This is a genomic window from Sulfitobacter sp. IGS-18 (assembly GCF_059628195.1).
The window spans coordinates 26,554-41,461 of sequence record NZ_JCAQIH010000005.1 but is presented as its reverse complement, the minus strand read 5'-3'; the positions used below and the strand labels follow the sequence as shown (position 1 = coordinate 41,461).

The window sequence follows — 14,908 nt, the reverse complement described above, 5'->3', positions numbered from 1 at the left end:
AAAGGGCGGAACGCCGCCATACTCGAAGACCCGGCCGGGTCCGGCGTTATAGGCCGCGAGGCCGTTGATGATGTTGCCATCGAATGTGTTGAGCTGGGTCGCGAGATAGCGCGCGCCGCCATGCACCTGCAGGTAAGGGCTGTCATAGTATTCCGGGTTAATGCCCAGATCGCTGGCGGTGCCCGGCATGATCTGGGTGAGACCATAGGCGCCGACGGGAGACCGTGCCCCAATCGTAAACCGGCTTTCCTGCCAGATGAGGGCCTGTAGAAGCGCGCGCCATTGGACGGGGGAAAGACCCGCGCGGCCAACACCCGCAAAGCCACTGGTCTCCTGAGCCACGCGGATGATGAGCTGCTCGATGGTCTCAGACGCATCCCCAAACATCTGTTCACCGCCGGGATTGGGATCGATCTCGCCCGTGCCATAGACCGCCTCGACTGACCGGGCCGGATCCCCGCTGCCGCTTTCCAGCCCCGAGACCATAGCTGGCAAGCCCTGACCGCCGAAGCTGGTCTGGGCATCAAGGATGCGTTGCAGGGTTTCCAGCTGCTCCCGTTCGATCTCGGCAATGAGTTCGCGCACGGCAAGCTTGTCCGACTGAACGGCCAAGTCAGCCTCGCGATCGCCGGTCTCGACGATGTCACGCGCGGTCAGCCCACTGTCATTGGTCGGCACGCCTTGCGCGACGCCGAGACCGGGCAGCAGGCAAAGTGCCAGGATATGAGGCAGGCTAGACTTCAATGTCGCCCTCCGGGGTGCCAAGGGGCGTGAAGTGGCAATCAGGCGCGACGGGTGCCGTTGACGCGAGGAATGTGAAGCAGTTCGCCTGCGGCTCCCGGTACTGGGTGCAGGAGGCCAAAGCGCCGAGCGCGGTGATAAGAAACAGGGTACGGATCATGAAAGCCTCCAGAAGTCCGGGCGGTCGCGGTAATCGGCGCCGACAAGCGCTTCGCCCTTTTCCATGCCGCCAAGGATGGTGAGATTGGGTCCAAGCGCGCTCAGATCGGCATCGACGACGATCGAGCCCTGATCGTCGCGGATCAGCGCCAAACGGCTGTTGCTGCCCGTGTTGAGAAGGACGTCGAGCTCCTTCTCCGTGAGGTTCAGCATGGCGTAATCCGCGGGCTGCGCGCGGATATTGGGCAGCAGGATCTGCGTCGGCACCGCCTCGATGATGGTTTTGCCGGTCCGGGTGCGCTCAAGTTGGCTGGCATATTGCGTCATCATCACCGCGACGGTGTTCTGCTTGCGCGCGGTCACCAGCCAGTTCGACAGCCGCTCGGCGAAATAGGCGTTGTCGAGCGCCTTCCAGGCCTCGTCGATCACGATGATGGTGGGGCGGCGATCCTCGATCTCGCGCTCGACTCGGCGGAAGAGATAGGACAGGACCGCCATCCGCTCCTTGTCGGCCTCGCTGTCGAGAATGCCGGTCAGATCGAAGCCCACCACATCGCCTTTGAGCGAGAACGTGTCCTCGAGGCTCTGCCCGAAGATCCAGCCATAGCGGCCGTCCTCAGACCACTCGAGCAGGCGCTGGTGCAGATCGCCGCCATCATCGGTGGACACAAAAAGCGATGCGAAATCCCGCCAGTTCCGCAGGGCCGGGTTTGTGGCCTGCGCGTTCTGGCGCACGACTTCCTGGATGCGATTGGTCTGGGCAGGAGTGAGCGGCTTGTCGGCGCGGTAGAGCAGGGTGGCAAGCCAGTCCGAGAGCCAGGCGGTGCCGCGCGCATCGGTCTCGGTCCAGAGCGGGTTGAGGCCCGTGGGCTGACCGGCGTTCAGGGACGCGTAGCGCCCGCCATTGGCGCGGACCGCCATCTCCATACCAAGACGGTAATCGAAGACGAAGATCCGCGCGGCTGCGCGACGGGCTTGCGTCATCAGAAAGGCGGACAGCACCGATTTGCCCGACCCGGGCCGACCCATGATCAGGGTATGCCCGCTGGTCGGTTCTTTGTCCGGGCTGCCTTGCTCGTGATAGGAAAACCGGTAGGCGCTCTGCTCCGGCGTGGGCAAATAAGTGACGACCCGGCCCCAGGGGGTAAGTGCTGCAGGTTTGCCGAGCTGTGTCCGGTGGAAGGCCGCAAAATCCGCGAAGTTGCGGTTGGTGACGGCGCTGGCGCGGACGCGCTTGGGCTGGTTGCCGGGATGCTGGCTGAGGTAATGGGCCTTTGCGGCGACCCGCTCGCCGATCATCTTCACGCCTTCGGTTGCGGCGGCGTTCACGATCTCCGCGCTGAGGGTCTGCAGCTCTTCGAGCGTGTCGCAAAAGAGCGTCACGACCATGTGATGCTCGCCGAAGCTTTGGCGCTTGGCCTCGAGATCATCGGCGGCGATGTCGAGGGCTTCCAGGAGGGAGAGGGCCGCATCCTGGCTGGCCTGCATCTGGCGCTTTTGCCGCTTGATGCGGCCCGCCATGAGGTTCGAATTGATCGGCGTGAAGGAGTGCGTCACGATCATGTCGACCGGCAGGTTCAGCATGTCGAACATGGTGCAGGAGGTGCCTTCCGAGTATTCTCCGATGGTGAAGCTCTTGCCGTAGCGGTGGCCCACGACGCCTTCCGAGAGCTCGAAATGGTCGCCGTGAAACGTCACGCGGGTATTGGCGACGTTGACGGACAAAAAGCCGTAGGTGTTGGCCGGGTAGAGCGGCAGCTCTTGCCCCGTGTTCAGTGCGCCCAGAAACCCCACCAATTCCCCCGATGCAGCCGACAGCAGGCGCGGTTTGAGCTCTGCGAGGCCGGACAGGAAGACGTTCACGGCCTCGCCCAGGCGCTGCAGGCGTTTGCGGGTCTCCTCCTTCAGTCGGTCCGGCGCGCTGCGGCTCAGGAACGGCAGGAGGCTTTTCGGAGGCGGGCGGTGAATGACGGTGAGCGTCAGCGTCTTGTCGCGGAGCCCGCTGGTCTCGAGTTTCGCGCGCCAGCGCCGGTCAACCTCGCCTGCGAAGCTATCCTCACGGATCGGGTCGAGATCAGGTTTGATGGCCTTGGAGACCTTGTGGACGTAATAGCTGAATTCCGGCCCGAGCTGCGCGACGATGCGGGCAAAGAGCGCCGTCAACTTGTCGAGATAGGCATCGTCGGTCGTGTAGCTGTTGATCCCCTCGAGCCGGATGCAGCGGAAGAGTTCGTTCACCCGGGTCCGCACGGTCTGGTCGTCGACGAGGCTCACATAGGGCAGCATATGCGCGAGGCGGGTCTCGCGCGCATACCAGTCTGGCGTCATTGTGCGGGCATCGAGCGCAGCATCACGGGCGTCATCACGGGGCATAGCTGTCCCCGCAATGGATGGACCTGTTGCGCGTGGGCGGTGTCTCCTGCAGGGCCGTCATCATCACGTCGATGAAACGCGGGTCCCAATCGGCGGCCTTCCAAAGCACCGGGTAGAGCAGGGCCGCGACACCCAGCACCGCGATATTCTGGACCCAGACGAACAGGAGCACCGAGCCAAAGAGCCAGACCATCGCGTACATGATGGGCAGGCCCAGAAGCTTCGGCGGGCGCACGAGGCCGAGAAAGAGAGGCGCGCGCTCAGCCACCGGCAAAGACCGCGGCAACGATGGTGGGGGCGGCGGCAACACCAGCGATGCCCACGAGGACCCAGAGCGCCTGGCGCAGATCGATGATGTTGAAGAACCAGCTGAGAAAGACCCCGAGAACGGCAAGCGTCGCGATGACAACGCCAAGTGGGCCGGTCAGCGCATCGACGATGCCCTGTAACAGGCTCTGGATCGGGGAGAGATCAATGCTCTGGGCGAGGGCGGGTTCGGCAATCAGCAGGAATAGCGCCAGCGAGGCGACAAAGAGGTTTGAAATCTGTTTCATGAATTTGATCCTTCCAATCGGGCCACGACGGCCATGACGCGGGCCACGTGGTTCTGGGTTTCTCGGTAGGGGGGGACGCCGCCATACTGGCGGACCGCATCGGGTCCGGCGTTGTAGGCAGCCAGCGCCAGGTGCGGATCGCCGAACGTCTCCAGCATCATCGCGAGGTAGCGGGCGGAGCCGTCAAGGTTCTGCAGCGGATCACGCGGGTCGACGCCCAGATCACGCGCCGTCGCAGGCATCAATTGACCAAGGCCAATAGCACCTACACTTGAAATCGCATCCTGCCAGTAGGCGCTCTCAACCTCGATATTGGCCCGATAGAGAGCCAGCCAATCCGTCACGGAAAGCCCCGCGCGACGCAGGCCGGGATGGCCGGCATAGCGCAAGGCCGTGGTCTGAATCCCGGAGAGGACATCGGCGCGGGGCAGGGGAGTCGGGCGGGCAAGGGCCGCGACTTGGACGCCCTCTTGCTCGGCCTCTACCTCGCCGAAGATCGCGATCCCATCGGAGGCCGAACCCTGACCAATGCCGTCATTGTAGTTCCGGGCAAAACTGTTCTGAGACCGGGATGGGGTCAGAGAGTCGTCGCTCTCCATGACCAGGACCATTTGAGCTGAGGCTGGCGCGGCAACCAGCCAGAGACAGACGAGGTTAGCTGCCAGCGTCCTTGTCTGATGGGGCTTTGTCTGGCGGCGCAAGTTTGTGCGTACGGCTTGTCCCCGACTCAAGCGGAAGGTCGACATGCGCAAAACCAAGGCCAATGAAGAAAGACACCACGCCAGAGATCGTCTTGAACTCGCGGATCTTGATATCGTTGTAGGTCGTCCGCGTGCGGGCGGTGACGAGGAGCTTTTCCACCCCATCATCAGAGACAACGCGCATGATCCAGACCCCGTAATAGCTCGGGCCCTTCTTGTGTGCCGACTCTTGGCACAGGATTTCTGCGCTATAGCCGCTTTCCACGAGCTCGCGGAACCTGGCTTCCGTAACCACATTTGGTGCTTCGATGTCCCAGTTCATGGCCCGGCTCACGCTTTCTCCAATGGCGCGACCCCAGGCATTCCTACTTGAAGCCCAGAGTTACGATAGTATATTATCAACCGCAAGATGTAATATCGTGCTTTAGCTGTAGTTTGGTTACGCAAACACTAGTCACGGCCAGTGTCCGCGATCAAGGAGATAACAGGTTTGAGAAACCCAAGGTTGACATGCCTGCTCCCATTGCAAGCTATGGCCCTTCTGATCTGCGTTCCTGGGCCGGTTTTGGCGGAATCCTGCTTTGCGCCGTCCCGTCCTTTCCTGCCAAGCGATTCGCAGGCCGCGCGGGACTATGCGGATATCATCCGCGGCGACTTCGAAGATTACATTCAGGATATCCAGAGCTACTTCCGTTGCCTCGACGGTGAACGGGCCCGCGCCTTCGAGGAAGCGCGCGAAGTCAGCGAGGAATATGGCCGGTTCCTGCAATTGGTAGGGGATTGATGGGCAACCTCGGGAGCATCAGACTTGCAGCCCATGGAAACCAGACGCCGATAACACCCTCATATATCTACTTTTTAGATAACAGATTTCATCCGCTAGCGACGTCACAAAAGGTATGTGACGCGTGGCAAAGACAATCAGAAGCAAGGGACAAGTGGCACTCTGTCAGGCGTTGGTCGACGCCCGTGTCAAAGCGGGCCTTGGTCAGAAAGACCTGGCAGACAGGCTCAGATGCCACCAGTCCCTTATTGCCCGCCTTGAGAGCGGCCAGCGCCGGGTCGACGTTGTCGAGCTGGTCGTCTTGGCGCGCGCCATCGGCTTTGACCCGTTCGAGGTTCTGTCGATTGTCGAAGCCGCCACGGAGCCCGACCACAGGATTTGAACCAAATGAATTGTTGAGAACGCGGGAACCCATTTTCCCGGTCTGATGAATATTCCCTCATCGAGGACCAGGTAGCCAAAATCAACGAAGTCCGGCGCGCGGTCGTAGCGAACGCTCTGCAACCCCACGCCGCAATTCGCAGCGCCACAGTGCAGGAAGTCAGTAAACAGTGAACGAAGATGAGGTCGAAGGCGTCGCGATTGCGAATCTGATCGGGACGGACGAGCGTAGTGTTGTCGGTTGGGTGTATCGCTGGAATACGGGCGCGTTGGCGGTGATGTGGGACGTCCAAGGGCCCCAGCCGGTATCGGAAACCCGGCCGGATATAAATGACGAACAGAAGCAGGAAATCGACTTAGACGCACTCATGCGGATCGGAAAAAGTGATAGTGGATAAGCTTCTTAGGCAGCCGTCAGTTCATATTGATGGAAAGGGTCTGCGAGCGTACCGGCCATTGGAGTAGATGGCGGCGAAGGTCTCGAAGGAGCCCAGACTCACCGATGCTGCGGGGCGCGCGAATGTCGGCTTTCGTTCGGCGCGTCGCACCATGATGGAGTTAGTCAGCTTCCACCAAGTCACTCCGGGCATCGCGGATGATCATCCACGACGAATGCAGGAAAAGCCCCGCGATCGCGAACGCGACGATCAGGTCGGGCCATGCACTGCCAAGCCACGCGACCAGCCCGGCGGCGATGACCACGGCGAGGTTGCCGATGGCGTCGTTGCGAGAGAACAGCCAGACGGCTCGCATATTGGCATCACCCTTGCGGTGCTTTAGCAGCGGCAGCACCGCGAGGATGTTTACGATCAGCGCACCTACCGCGAAGGCTCCCATCAACCCGGCTTCTGGCGTGGTCTGGTTGAGGACACGCCAGAGCGTGCTGCCGACAACGCCAAGGCCCAGAAGGCCCAGAAACACGCCTTGGATCATCGCCGACCGCGCCCGCCATGTCAGGCTCCAGCCGATGGCGAGCAGGCCCAGAAACGTGATCGCACCATCGCCCAGAAAATCGAGCGCGTCTGCCTTCAGCGCCTGCGAACCGGACAAGAACCCGCCGAACATTTCGACCACGCCGTATCCGAGATTGAGCGCGACCACGATCCAGAGCGCGCGGCGATAGCTCGGGTCCTTGTAGGCCGGATCGGACGATGTATCGCCGTCCTCGATCTTCTCGAAACCGTAGCCGGTCGCGTCGAGCGCGGGCCGCACTTTCGGCAGATCGCCGTCCGCGATCCGCAATGTCATGATGTGGGTGGCGGCGGACACTTTCACGTCGCCTTCGGCCACGCCCGCAGACCGGGCCGCGCGCTCGATCTCGGCGGCATCTTTCGCGCAGTCCATGCCTTGCACCCGCATTCGGATCGGGGAGGAGGCTGTCGCCAACTTGCTGTTATCGGGCTGGCTCATGTGCGATCCTTTTTGTGGTGGCGGGCGAAAAGGTACGCTGCTAACGTATCAGTGGATAATGATATGACAGCGCAAAACATTCAAGACGATCTTTCGGCACCCGATACACTGGAACTGCGGGCAAAGCTCTTCCGGGGCCTAAGCGATCCCAGCCGTCTGACGATCCTCGATGCGCTGGTGTCGGACGAACGCAACGTGCAGGAAATCGTCGGGCATACGGGTTTGGGTCAGCCCAACGTCTCGAACCATCTGCGCTGTCTGCTGGAATGCGGGCTGGTCAGTCGCCGCAGCAAAGGCCGCTTCGTTCGGTATCGTCTGGCGGACAGGCGGGTCGCCGATCTCATCCGTGATGCAGATCAGCTACTTGCCTCGACAGCCAACGGAGTTGATGCCTGCCAAAGCTATACGGACTAACCGGCGCGACCTGCTGCAATGTCCTATCGGTGCGCCAAACCTGAAGCAGCCATCTGCGCATCCGCAGCGAATGCACCCTTTGTCCCGCTCTCCGGACATACGCACCGAAAGCAGCGAAGGGCCGGTGCTTGAGCAACTCAGCGCGCTCAATTTCTCGCAGCATGATGGCAAAGCTGTCTTTGTCAGCGCTAGTAGTTCACCTGTTCGAAGCCATAGTTGCCCTCATAGTCACGCCAATCGACGAAGACAGATCGGTGATAGATACCCGGGCAATTCTGGCCCCAACGTTCAAGTCCCACATGGGCCTCGGGCAGGGCAGTTATGGAAGATCGCTGCCATGAGAAATCGCCTTGGGTCCCGTAGGTGCCGAGGACCACGGTCGCGCTTCGGTTACAATCCCCATCGCGCCCGGACTCGTGCTGTCGTGCATACCGTACATCGAAGACGCGGATGGACCGCACGAAATTGAACTCTGGCCCGCTGATATCGATGTCCGCGCGGTCCTGAACAAGCCGCAGGGTGAAGTCTGTGGGAACGAGATTATCTACTGGCAAGGATTGGAGCGGTCGACGGCTGTCGGTCCGGTACAAGGCTTCAATTATGCGGTCAGCGTTGTTTGATTGCCGATCGCTCTCATAGGACGCGCCCATGGGACAGCGCCAGATTTGCAGCGGCGGTTCCACTGGCCAAGGCGTAATCCGCCGGATGAACTCGGCGCGGGCTCGGGCGCAAGGGACGGAAGCGGGCCAGCCGCCAGACAGACACAAGAGGATCGCGCAATCGATCGGGTAGGTCTGCGCGCGGGCGGGTGCCGGCAGCGAAAAGCTTGTCACGGCCAAAGCGACTGCGACCGAGGGGAGGAGCTTCTTGAGTAAATGGCGCATACTGGGGGACCTCCGTGAGAGGAGTTCAGCATACATACGATAATATACTATCGCAACGCAAAATATAAAACGCATAATGAAGTTTATGTTAATTATGAAAGTGCTCCTTCAAAAATCCGAGAGTCCATCTTATGTTAAATCTTTAATAAAATCGGCGCTGTTTGAATAGGCAACAAATTTAGAATCAAGTATTCTTCGCACCCACGCCATGGATGATTAGTTCCAGCATTTCATCTGCAATACTCTCTGGGTTAAGCGGCCCTTTCGGATTATACCAGATCGGCATCTGGTTGAAGGCCGAAAAAAGCACATGTGCGAGGCGCTTTGAGTCGCAATCGCGGATAGAACCGTCTTTGATCCCTTCTGCGATAATACTTTCAAGAAAATTCTGACCGTCTATCATTGTCTGACGCAAATTCTTCTGATTTTCTCCGGTCAGATTGCGCCGCGCTTCGCGCATCAAGGCAGAGCCGAATTCGCTCACAACCATGTTCGCATAGACTCTAAAGAATACGCGGATACGATCAAGCCCGTTACCCTGAACTTCCTTTGCCGATGTGAAGCATAGCTCGACCCGCTCCAGCGAGATGCGGGCGCATTGCATCAGGATATCTTCTTTGTTTTTGGCGTAATAATAAAGCGCGGGCTTGGTGACTGCGAGTGCCGCTGCGATGTCATCCATCGATGTCTGTTTGTATCCGACTGTTGAAAACGAATGCGCGGCCAGATTGAGCATGGCCCGCCGTTTCAGCTTTTGCTGGCCTTTGGCATCTTTGGTTTTTTTGTGCCAATGGATTCTAGTCAAAGCTACTCTTTCAAAACCAACGGGCGGAACCGAAGCACCGCCCGCATTTATCACTGACAGATTAGTAGTCGAGCCCGCGGGCCGCAATAGTCCATTTACCGTCTTCGACTTTTGCCATAATCAGACTTTCGATGCCCTGATGGTCTTCCGGGCCAAAGCTGACCGACTGGCCGCCGATCGGATCAACATAGCTAGTGATCGCTTCGGTTGCGGCCAGAAATCCTTCGGTCGTCAGATCGCGACCAGCAGCTTCGAGCGCCACGGCAATCAGGTCGATGAAAACGTAACCAAGCTGCGCTTGTGGGGCCATCTTTTCACCGTAAATTTCGCTGTAACTCTCCAGGATACGTTTTGCTTCCCCTTCGGAGTCTCCTGCGTTCGCAAAAACAAAAGGCGATACCAGATATAGACCATCCATCGCGCCATCAGCGGCAGTCGCAACTGCATCCATATAGGACACCATTCCAGTCACGAAAGTCGGTTCAAAACCAAGCTTTTTAGATGTTGCAACAACTAGAATTGTATCGCGCACCCCACCCGCCAGAAACACGATATCGCAACCGGCGTTTTTCAATGTGGTTACAGACGAGAGCATATCGGATTCGGTTGCCGAATGCTCCGTTTTGGCCGCGACTTTCATGTCATACTCTGCCAATTGCTGCGTGACGCCAAGCGCCATTGATTCACCAGCTTCATTTGCGAGTTGCGCAATGCAGGGTGTTGAGAAATCACCATTTTCCTTGAAGTATGCAACGCCCGCGCGAAACTGGTCTGTATAGCTGCGAAAAAATGCGTATTTCATCGGATCCAATGGTTCATACATCTCGACCTCGGCCGACATCGGGAACATGTTGGGAATTCCCGCTTCAATTTGTTGCGGCATGATCGCTAGGTTCATCGGTGTGCCAAGCGCGCCAACCATCGCAAAAATCTGGTCGCGGCGCATCAGTTTGTTTGCAACCTGAATCGCGCGGGGCACCTGATATTGCGTGTCCTCGATTATAATCTCAAGCTGGCGACCGTGAATGCCGCCCGCCGCATTGATCTCGTCCACGCGCATGCGCAGGCCATTCGCCTCGGGCACACCCCAGACTGCCAACGGCCCGCTTAGGTCCGTATAGGTGCCAAGCGTGATCATGTCGTCGGTCACGCCCTGCAGCCCCTCGGCCATCGCGCCGGTGGCTGTCATTGCGGTAAACGCAAGTGCTGTTGCTAGTTTCTTCATTGGTCTCTCCCTTTGGTGTTTCAATACATCGTTTCGATCAGGTCTTTGTATTTGCGCTCGATCTCGTTGCGCTTAAGCTTCATCGTCGGAGTCAGCTCGTCGTCTTCGGCTGTCAAAAGTACGTCGATCAGCCGGAATTTCTTTACCTGCTCGACCGGCGCGAAACCGCTGTTCGCCTGTTCCACCTCGCCTTCGATCAAGTCCTGGATTTGGGTGTTTGCGCACAGGGATTTGTAGTTGGAAAACGGGATACGCTTTTCCTGCGCGTATTTTTCAACGTTTTCGTGGTCGATCATGATCAGCACGCTCAGGTATTTGCGCTTGTCCCCGATGATCACCGCATCAGAAATATAGGGCGAGAATTTGAGCTCGTTTTCCAACTGCGAAGGCGTAATGTTCTTGCCGCCTGCGGTGATGATGATGTCCTTCTTGCGGTCCAGAATAGTTAGGTCACCATTGGCATCCATCGTCCCAACATCACCCGTATAGACCCAGCCATCGACCACGGTTTCCGCCGTCTTTTCAGGCTGGTTCAGATAACCCGAAAAATTGCTGGATGAGCGAATGAGGATTTCACCGTCATCGGCCAGTTTCGCTTCGACATTGCGCATTGCCCGGCCGATGGAACCGATCGGTGATCTGCCCGGTATGGTTGCAGTCACAATGCCGGTTTCGGTCTGGCCATATGCCTCTTGTACTGTCACCCCAAGGGCATTGAACCAGCTGAGCAGTCGGGCTGAAATCGGTGCCGCACCCGATACGATCGTATGCGCGCGCGCCAGTCCCAGTTCGACCCTGATATTTCGAAGCACCAGAAAGTCCAGCACCTTATGCCTAAGCCTAAGCATCGTCGGCACAGATTTTCCCGCAGCAATCAATGCCTCCCTGCGTCCAGCCGTTTTCAGGGCTTGGTCATAGGCAAACCGGCCAAATGCGGTGGCATCATTCATCACAAAATTGATACGGGAATAGAATTTTTCCCACACGCGCGGCACCGCAAAGATGAATGTTGGCGCGACTTCCTGAATGTCAGCGGCAAATGTATCGCCGCTTTCCGCGATGTTGATGGTTATGCCGTGACGGATCGGCACGCAGACAGACAGGATCCGTTCGGCCGCGTGACACAGCGGCAGGAACGTCAAAACTTCATCGCCCGGTCCGAGCGGCAATTCGGGGTAATTATCCGATTGCGCTAGAAAGAAGCGGTGCGACATCGCGGCACCTTTGGGAGCACCGGTTGTGCCGGACGTATAGATCAGCGTTGCGATATCTTCGGGATCGCCCGCATCAACGCGGCGCTCAAATTCAACGCTCAGTTCTTCGATTTTAGCGTCCGACAGTGCGAGAAATTCTTCCCAGCCTATGACTTTGTCATGCTGGAAACTGCGCAACCCTTCCATATCAAATACGATAACTTTTTCGAGATGATCAAGCTGGTCCTCCACACCCAGATACTTATCTAGCTGCTCTTCATCCTCAACGAATAGCACCTTCGCTCCGCTATCGTTCAACTGATAGGCAACTTGCTTTTCCTGCAAAGTAGGATATAGCCCGTGAGTCGTGGCCCCGATGCACTGGATGCCAAGGTCGGCAAACACCCACTCCTTGTTGTCTTCACTAATGATCGCGGCCACGTCACCTTCACGGTAGCCCAACGCCATAAGTGAACACCCGACCCTGCGCGCGGATGCGTAATAGTCCAGCCAGCTGAATTCTTTCCAGATGCCGAAATCCTTTTCGCGGATTGCGATTTTGTTGCCGAACTTCTTGCAGTTCTGCCGGAACAGTTTGGAGAACGTGTCACAGCCGTCAATCTGGACCGGCGGCGGCGTCCATCCTGCGGTGGATTGGTCTTGCATTGTGTTCATCGCCACGTCTTTCTTGCTTTCCAGCGGCGGTCGCCGCGCGCACTTTCTGCTTTGATGCCAAGGTAGAATTCGCGAATGTCAGCACTTTTCATGAGAACGTCGCGTTCACCTTCCATAACGATCCGGCCGGTTTCAAGGACGTACCCGAAATCGGCGGCCGGCAGCGCAACACTGGCGTTCTGTTCAACCAGCAACATGGTCACGCCTTCTTCGACGTTGATCCGTTTGATGATCTGGAAAATCTCGGAAATCAGGAGCGGTGACAGGCCCAGCGACGGCTCGTCCAGCAACATCACGCGCGGACGCTGCATAAACGCGCGACCCAAAGCCAACATCTGTTGTTGCCCGCCAGATAGATAGATCGCCTGCTTTTCCAGAAAGGTGCGCAGCACGGGAAACCAGCCCAGCACCTTTTCCAAGTCACGCGCCACTTCATCGCGATCCTTGCGGCAATAGGCACCCATCATCAGGTTGTCCTTGACCGACAAGAGGGAAAACACTTCGCGCCCTTCGGGTGAATGGGCGATGCCGACGCGCGCGATGACATCTGGGTCAAGCGCGGTGATATCGCGCCCTTCAAATTCCACCTGCCCCTTGAACGGATCAAGCGCGCCGGAGATGGTTTTCAAAATCGTCGTTTTGCCCGCCCCATTGGAGCCCATGACCGTAACGACCGACCCTTCCTTGACCGTCAGGCTGATGCCGCGAATGGCCATCACCCTGCCATACATCGTTTCGACGTTGCTGGCGCGCAGTACCTCGGTCATGCTGCCTGCCCTCCCAGATATGCCGCCTGAACATCGGGATCGCTTTGAACTTCGGATGCGCTGCCGCTTGCAAGAAACCGGCCTTCGTTGATGGCCAGCACCATGTCCGAAACTTTGTTCACCAGTTTCATGTCGTGTTCGATCATAACAACGGTGACACCCAGGACCTCGCGGATATCTTCAATCACAAAAGCAGTATCGTCGGTTTCCTCGCTGGTCAGTCCGCTTGACGGTTCGTCCAGCAACAGGATCTTTGGCTCCGACACCAACGCGCGGGCCATTTCGGTCTTTTTGCGCACGCCATACGGCAAATCCGCAACCCGTGCATGACGGTAGCCTTCGAGATCAAGAAACTCGATTATTTCTTCGGCTTTGCGGCGGTGGGCCAGTTCCTGACGCATCTGCGAACGGGTAAAAAACAGCTCACTCAGAGGCCCGAATTTGCCGTGACGGATGCGCCCGATCAGCAAGTTATCAAGCAATGACGCATGTTCGAACAGTTCGATATTCTGGAACGTCCGCGCAATGCCGTGGTTGATTACCTCATGGGATTTCGCTTTTCGCAGGCTTTTGCCGTTGAACCGGATGTCGCCTTGCGACGGATCGTAAATCCGGCAGATGAGGTTGAACACCGTGCTTTTGCCCGCGCCATTGGGGCCAATGATGGTGAACACCGACCCCGGTTCAACTGAAAAGCTCAAGCCATCCACCGCTTTCAAACCACCAAAGGAAAGCGATACGTTATCTATCTCCAACCCGTTCATCTTAAACGCTCCGTTTTGAGGAATGTCTTCTGACGCTGGAAACTGCGCTTCTTGTACATCGGGAACACGTTGAAATAGTGATGGATCTTGGTCCAGCGTCCATAAAGTCCGTCAGGTTCGAACAGGATGAACCCCAGCAGGATCAGACCGAATGCAAGACTATCGAAACCGCCGGACGTGGCGACTGCACTGGGCAGCACGATCTTGACCCAGCTCAACACGGTTGGCAGCAGCACGATAAAGAACGCCCCAAAAACCGCGCCGTGGATGGTTCCGATCCCGCCGACGACGATCATCAACAGCAGACGGATGGATTCCCCCATTCCGAAGGTTTCCGGCGTGATGTAGAAGAAGGCGTGCGCCAGCAGCCCGCCCGCGAGGCCCGCAAAAACTGCCGAGATGAAGAACGCATATGCCTTGAAGAAGGCCACATTGGTTCCCAACGCCCGCGCCGACACTTCGGAGTCGCGGATCGCAATCATGGCGCGACCCGACCTTGTGCGTGTCAGGTTGCGAACGATCAGGATACAACCCACGAAGATGACAAAATTCAGCAGATAAACTTTCCAGCTTTCGTCGATGGCCAGCCCGAGAATATTGATTTCCGGCACCGAAAGGCCACGATGACCGCCTGTGAAATCGCCCGCACCACCGATGAGCCGTTCGGTCACAATCGCAATCGAAAGCGTGGCAATCGCCAGATACAGCCCGTGCATCTTTCCGCAGATCCGTCCGACGGCCAACCCGACCAGCCCAGCCACCAACGCCGCTATCGGCAGCGACAAAAGCCACGGCACGCTGTAACGGGTCAGCAGGATCGTGTGAGTGTAGGCACCGATTGCGACAAACGCCGCCTGTCCGAAACTCACCTGCCCGGAAAATCCGGTCAGCACCATTAGCCCGAGACCCGCGATAGCATAGATGAATACGAATGAGAGTTCATCCAGAAAATAGCCGTCCAGAAACAGCGGCGCGGCCAGTGCGATCGCGGCAAACAGCAGATACCAGAATGCCTGTCCACGGTCGCGGAAAAGCTGGATGTCCTGAACATAGGATTTGCGAAAAATTACGCGCATGG

18 protein-coding genes and 1 pseudogene are annotated in these 14,908 nt (G+C 58.0%); 4 read left to right on the top strand and 15 right to left on the bottom strand.

Features of this window, described 5'->3' with window-relative positions:
- The 7 genes and pseudogenes from ACWNZ3_RS23000 to ACWNZ3_RS22970 form a co-directional block, all read right to left on the bottom strand.
- Positions 1 to 678: pseudogene (locus tag ACWNZ3_RS23000) on the bottom strand (lytic transglycosylase domain-containing protein); the annotation flags it as partial.
- Positions 679 to 733: 55 nt separating this feature from the next.
- Positions 734 to 901, bottom strand: coding sequence for a hypothetical protein (locus ACWNZ3_RS22995; protein ID WP_276155393.1), 168 nt, complete (start codon positions 899 to 901; stop codon positions 734 to 736).
- Positions 898 to 3,273 carry a VirB4 family type IV secretion/conjugal transfer ATPase gene (locus ACWNZ3_RS22990; RefSeq protein ID WP_496902621.1) on the bottom strand — a complete coding sequence of 792 codons (2,376 nt, stop codon included), beginning with the start codon at positions 3,271 to 3,273 and terminating at the stop codon, positions 898 to 900. Before ACWNZ3_RS22990 ends, ACWNZ3_RS22995 begins: the two co-directional genes overlap by 4 nt.
- Positions 3,263 to 3,541 (bottom strand): VirB3 family type IV secretion system protein, encoded by a 279-nt coding sequence (locus tag ACWNZ3_RS22985; protein ID WP_496902620.1) that lies wholly within the window; start codon positions 3,539 to 3,541, stop codon positions 3,263 to 3,265. The genes ACWNZ3_RS22990 and ACWNZ3_RS22985 overlap by 11 nt, the downstream gene beginning before the upstream one ends.
- A complete protein-coding gene (locus tag ACWNZ3_RS22980) occupies positions 3,534 to 3,827 on the bottom strand; it encodes a TrbC/VirB2 family protein (RefSeq protein ID WP_009503803.1) in 294 nt (97 codons plus the stop codon). Before ACWNZ3_RS22980 ends, ACWNZ3_RS22985 begins: the two co-directional genes overlap by 8 nt.
- Positions 3,824 to 4,438: a lytic transglycosylase domain-containing protein gene (locus ACWNZ3_RS22975; protein WP_496902619.1), complete on the bottom strand. Its 615-nt coding sequence runs from the start codon at positions 4,436 to 4,438 to the stop codon at positions 3,824 to 3,826. The genes ACWNZ3_RS22980 and ACWNZ3_RS22975 overlap by 4 nt, the downstream gene beginning before the upstream one ends.
- Before the next feature lie 43 nt (positions 4,439 to 4,481).
- On the bottom strand, positions 4,482 to 4,850 hold the full coding sequence (locus ACWNZ3_RS22970) for a hypothetical protein (protein ID WP_496902618.1): 369 nt from the start codon (positions 4,848 to 4,850) through the stop codon (positions 4,482 to 4,484).
- Positions 4,851 to 5,060: 210 nt separating this feature from the next.
- Between ACWNZ3_RS22970 and ACWNZ3_RS22965 the strand changes: the two genes are divergently transcribed.
- The 3 genes from ACWNZ3_RS22965 (at position 5,061) to ACWNZ3_RS22955 (ending at position 6,091) form a co-directional block, all read left to right on the top strand.
- Complete coding sequence (locus tag ACWNZ3_RS22965) at positions 5,061 to 5,312, top strand: hypothetical protein (RefSeq protein WP_008327366.1); 252 nt, start codon at positions 5,061 to 5,063, stop codon at positions 5,310 to 5,312.
- Positions 5,313 to 5,436: 124 nt separating this feature from the next.
- Complete coding sequence (locus ACWNZ3_RS22960; RefSeq protein ID WP_496902617.1) at positions 5,437 to 5,694, top strand: helix-turn-helix domain-containing protein; 258 nt, start codon at positions 5,437 to 5,439, stop codon at positions 5,692 to 5,694.
- 169 nt (positions 5,695 to 5,863) lie between these two features.
- Entirely contained in the window at positions 5,864 to 6,091 is a 228-nt protein-coding gene (locus tag ACWNZ3_RS22955) for a hypothetical protein (protein ID WP_496902616.1), read from the top strand.
- Between the two features lie 160 nt (positions 6,092 to 6,251).
- Here ACWNZ3_RS22955 and ACWNZ3_RS22950 read toward each other — a convergent pair whose 3' ends face one another.
- The gene (locus ACWNZ3_RS22950) at positions 6,252 to 7,103 is read right to left on the bottom strand and encodes a cation diffusion facilitator family transporter (RefSeq protein WP_007803328.1); all 852 of its coding nucleotides are present in this window, start codon (positions 7,101 to 7,103) and stop codon (positions 6,252 to 6,254) included.
- Between the two features lie 63 nt (positions 7,104 to 7,166).
- On the opposite strand from ACWNZ3_RS22950, the gene ACWNZ3_RS22945 reads away from it, so the two are divergent.
- A complete protein-coding gene (locus ACWNZ3_RS22945; protein ID WP_007803330.1) occupies positions 7,167 to 7,517 on the top strand; it encodes an ArsR/SmtB family transcription factor in 351 nt (116 codons plus the stop codon).
- Between the two features lie 188 nt (positions 7,518 to 7,705).
- Here the strand turns inward: ACWNZ3_RS22945 and ACWNZ3_RS22940 are convergent, their stop codons facing one another.
- The 7 genes from ACWNZ3_RS22940 to ACWNZ3_RS22910 all read right to left on the bottom strand — a co-directional run bounded on the left by ACWNZ3_RS22940 (position 7,706) and on the right by ACWNZ3_RS22910 (position 14,906).
- Positions 7,706 to 8,401: a hypothetical protein gene (locus ACWNZ3_RS22940; RefSeq protein ID WP_496902615.1), complete on the bottom strand. Its 696-nt coding sequence runs from the start codon at positions 8,399 to 8,401 to the stop codon at positions 7,706 to 7,708.
- Between the two features lie 184 nt (positions 8,402 to 8,585).
- Positions 8,586 to 9,206 (bottom strand): TetR/AcrR family transcriptional regulator, encoded by a 621-nt coding sequence (locus tag ACWNZ3_RS22935; RefSeq protein WP_074647008.1) that lies wholly within the window; start codon positions 9,204 to 9,206, stop codon positions 8,586 to 8,588.
- Between the two features lie 61 nt (positions 9,207 to 9,267).
- Entirely contained in the window at positions 9,268 to 10,431 is a 1,164-nt protein-coding gene (locus ACWNZ3_RS22930) for an ABC transporter substrate-binding protein (RefSeq protein WP_039965744.1), read from the bottom strand.
- A gap of 20 nt (positions 10,432 to 10,451) precedes the next feature.
- Positions 10,452 to 12,299: an AMP-dependent synthetase/ligase gene (locus ACWNZ3_RS22925; protein ID WP_009808039.1), complete on the bottom strand. Its 1,848-nt coding sequence runs from the start codon at positions 12,297 to 12,299 to the stop codon at positions 10,452 to 10,454.
- Positions 12,296 to 13,066, bottom strand: coding sequence for an ABC transporter ATP-binding protein (locus ACWNZ3_RS22920; RefSeq protein WP_009808038.1), 771 nt, complete (start codon positions 13,064 to 13,066; stop codon positions 12,296 to 12,298). Before ACWNZ3_RS22920 ends, ACWNZ3_RS22925 begins: the two co-directional genes overlap by 4 nt.
- Complete coding sequence (locus ACWNZ3_RS22915; RefSeq protein WP_009808037.1) at positions 13,063 to 13,830, bottom strand: ABC transporter ATP-binding protein; 768 nt, start codon at positions 13,828 to 13,830, stop codon at positions 13,063 to 13,065. The genes ACWNZ3_RS22920 and ACWNZ3_RS22915 overlap by 4 nt, the downstream gene beginning before the upstream one ends.
- A complete protein-coding gene (locus tag ACWNZ3_RS22910; protein WP_009808036.1) occupies positions 13,827 to 14,906 on the bottom strand; it encodes a branched-chain amino acid ABC transporter permease in 1,080 nt (359 codons plus the stop codon). The genes ACWNZ3_RS22915 and ACWNZ3_RS22910 overlap by 4 nt, the downstream gene beginning before the upstream one ends.
- Positions 14,907 to 14,908 lie beyond the last annotated feature (2 nt).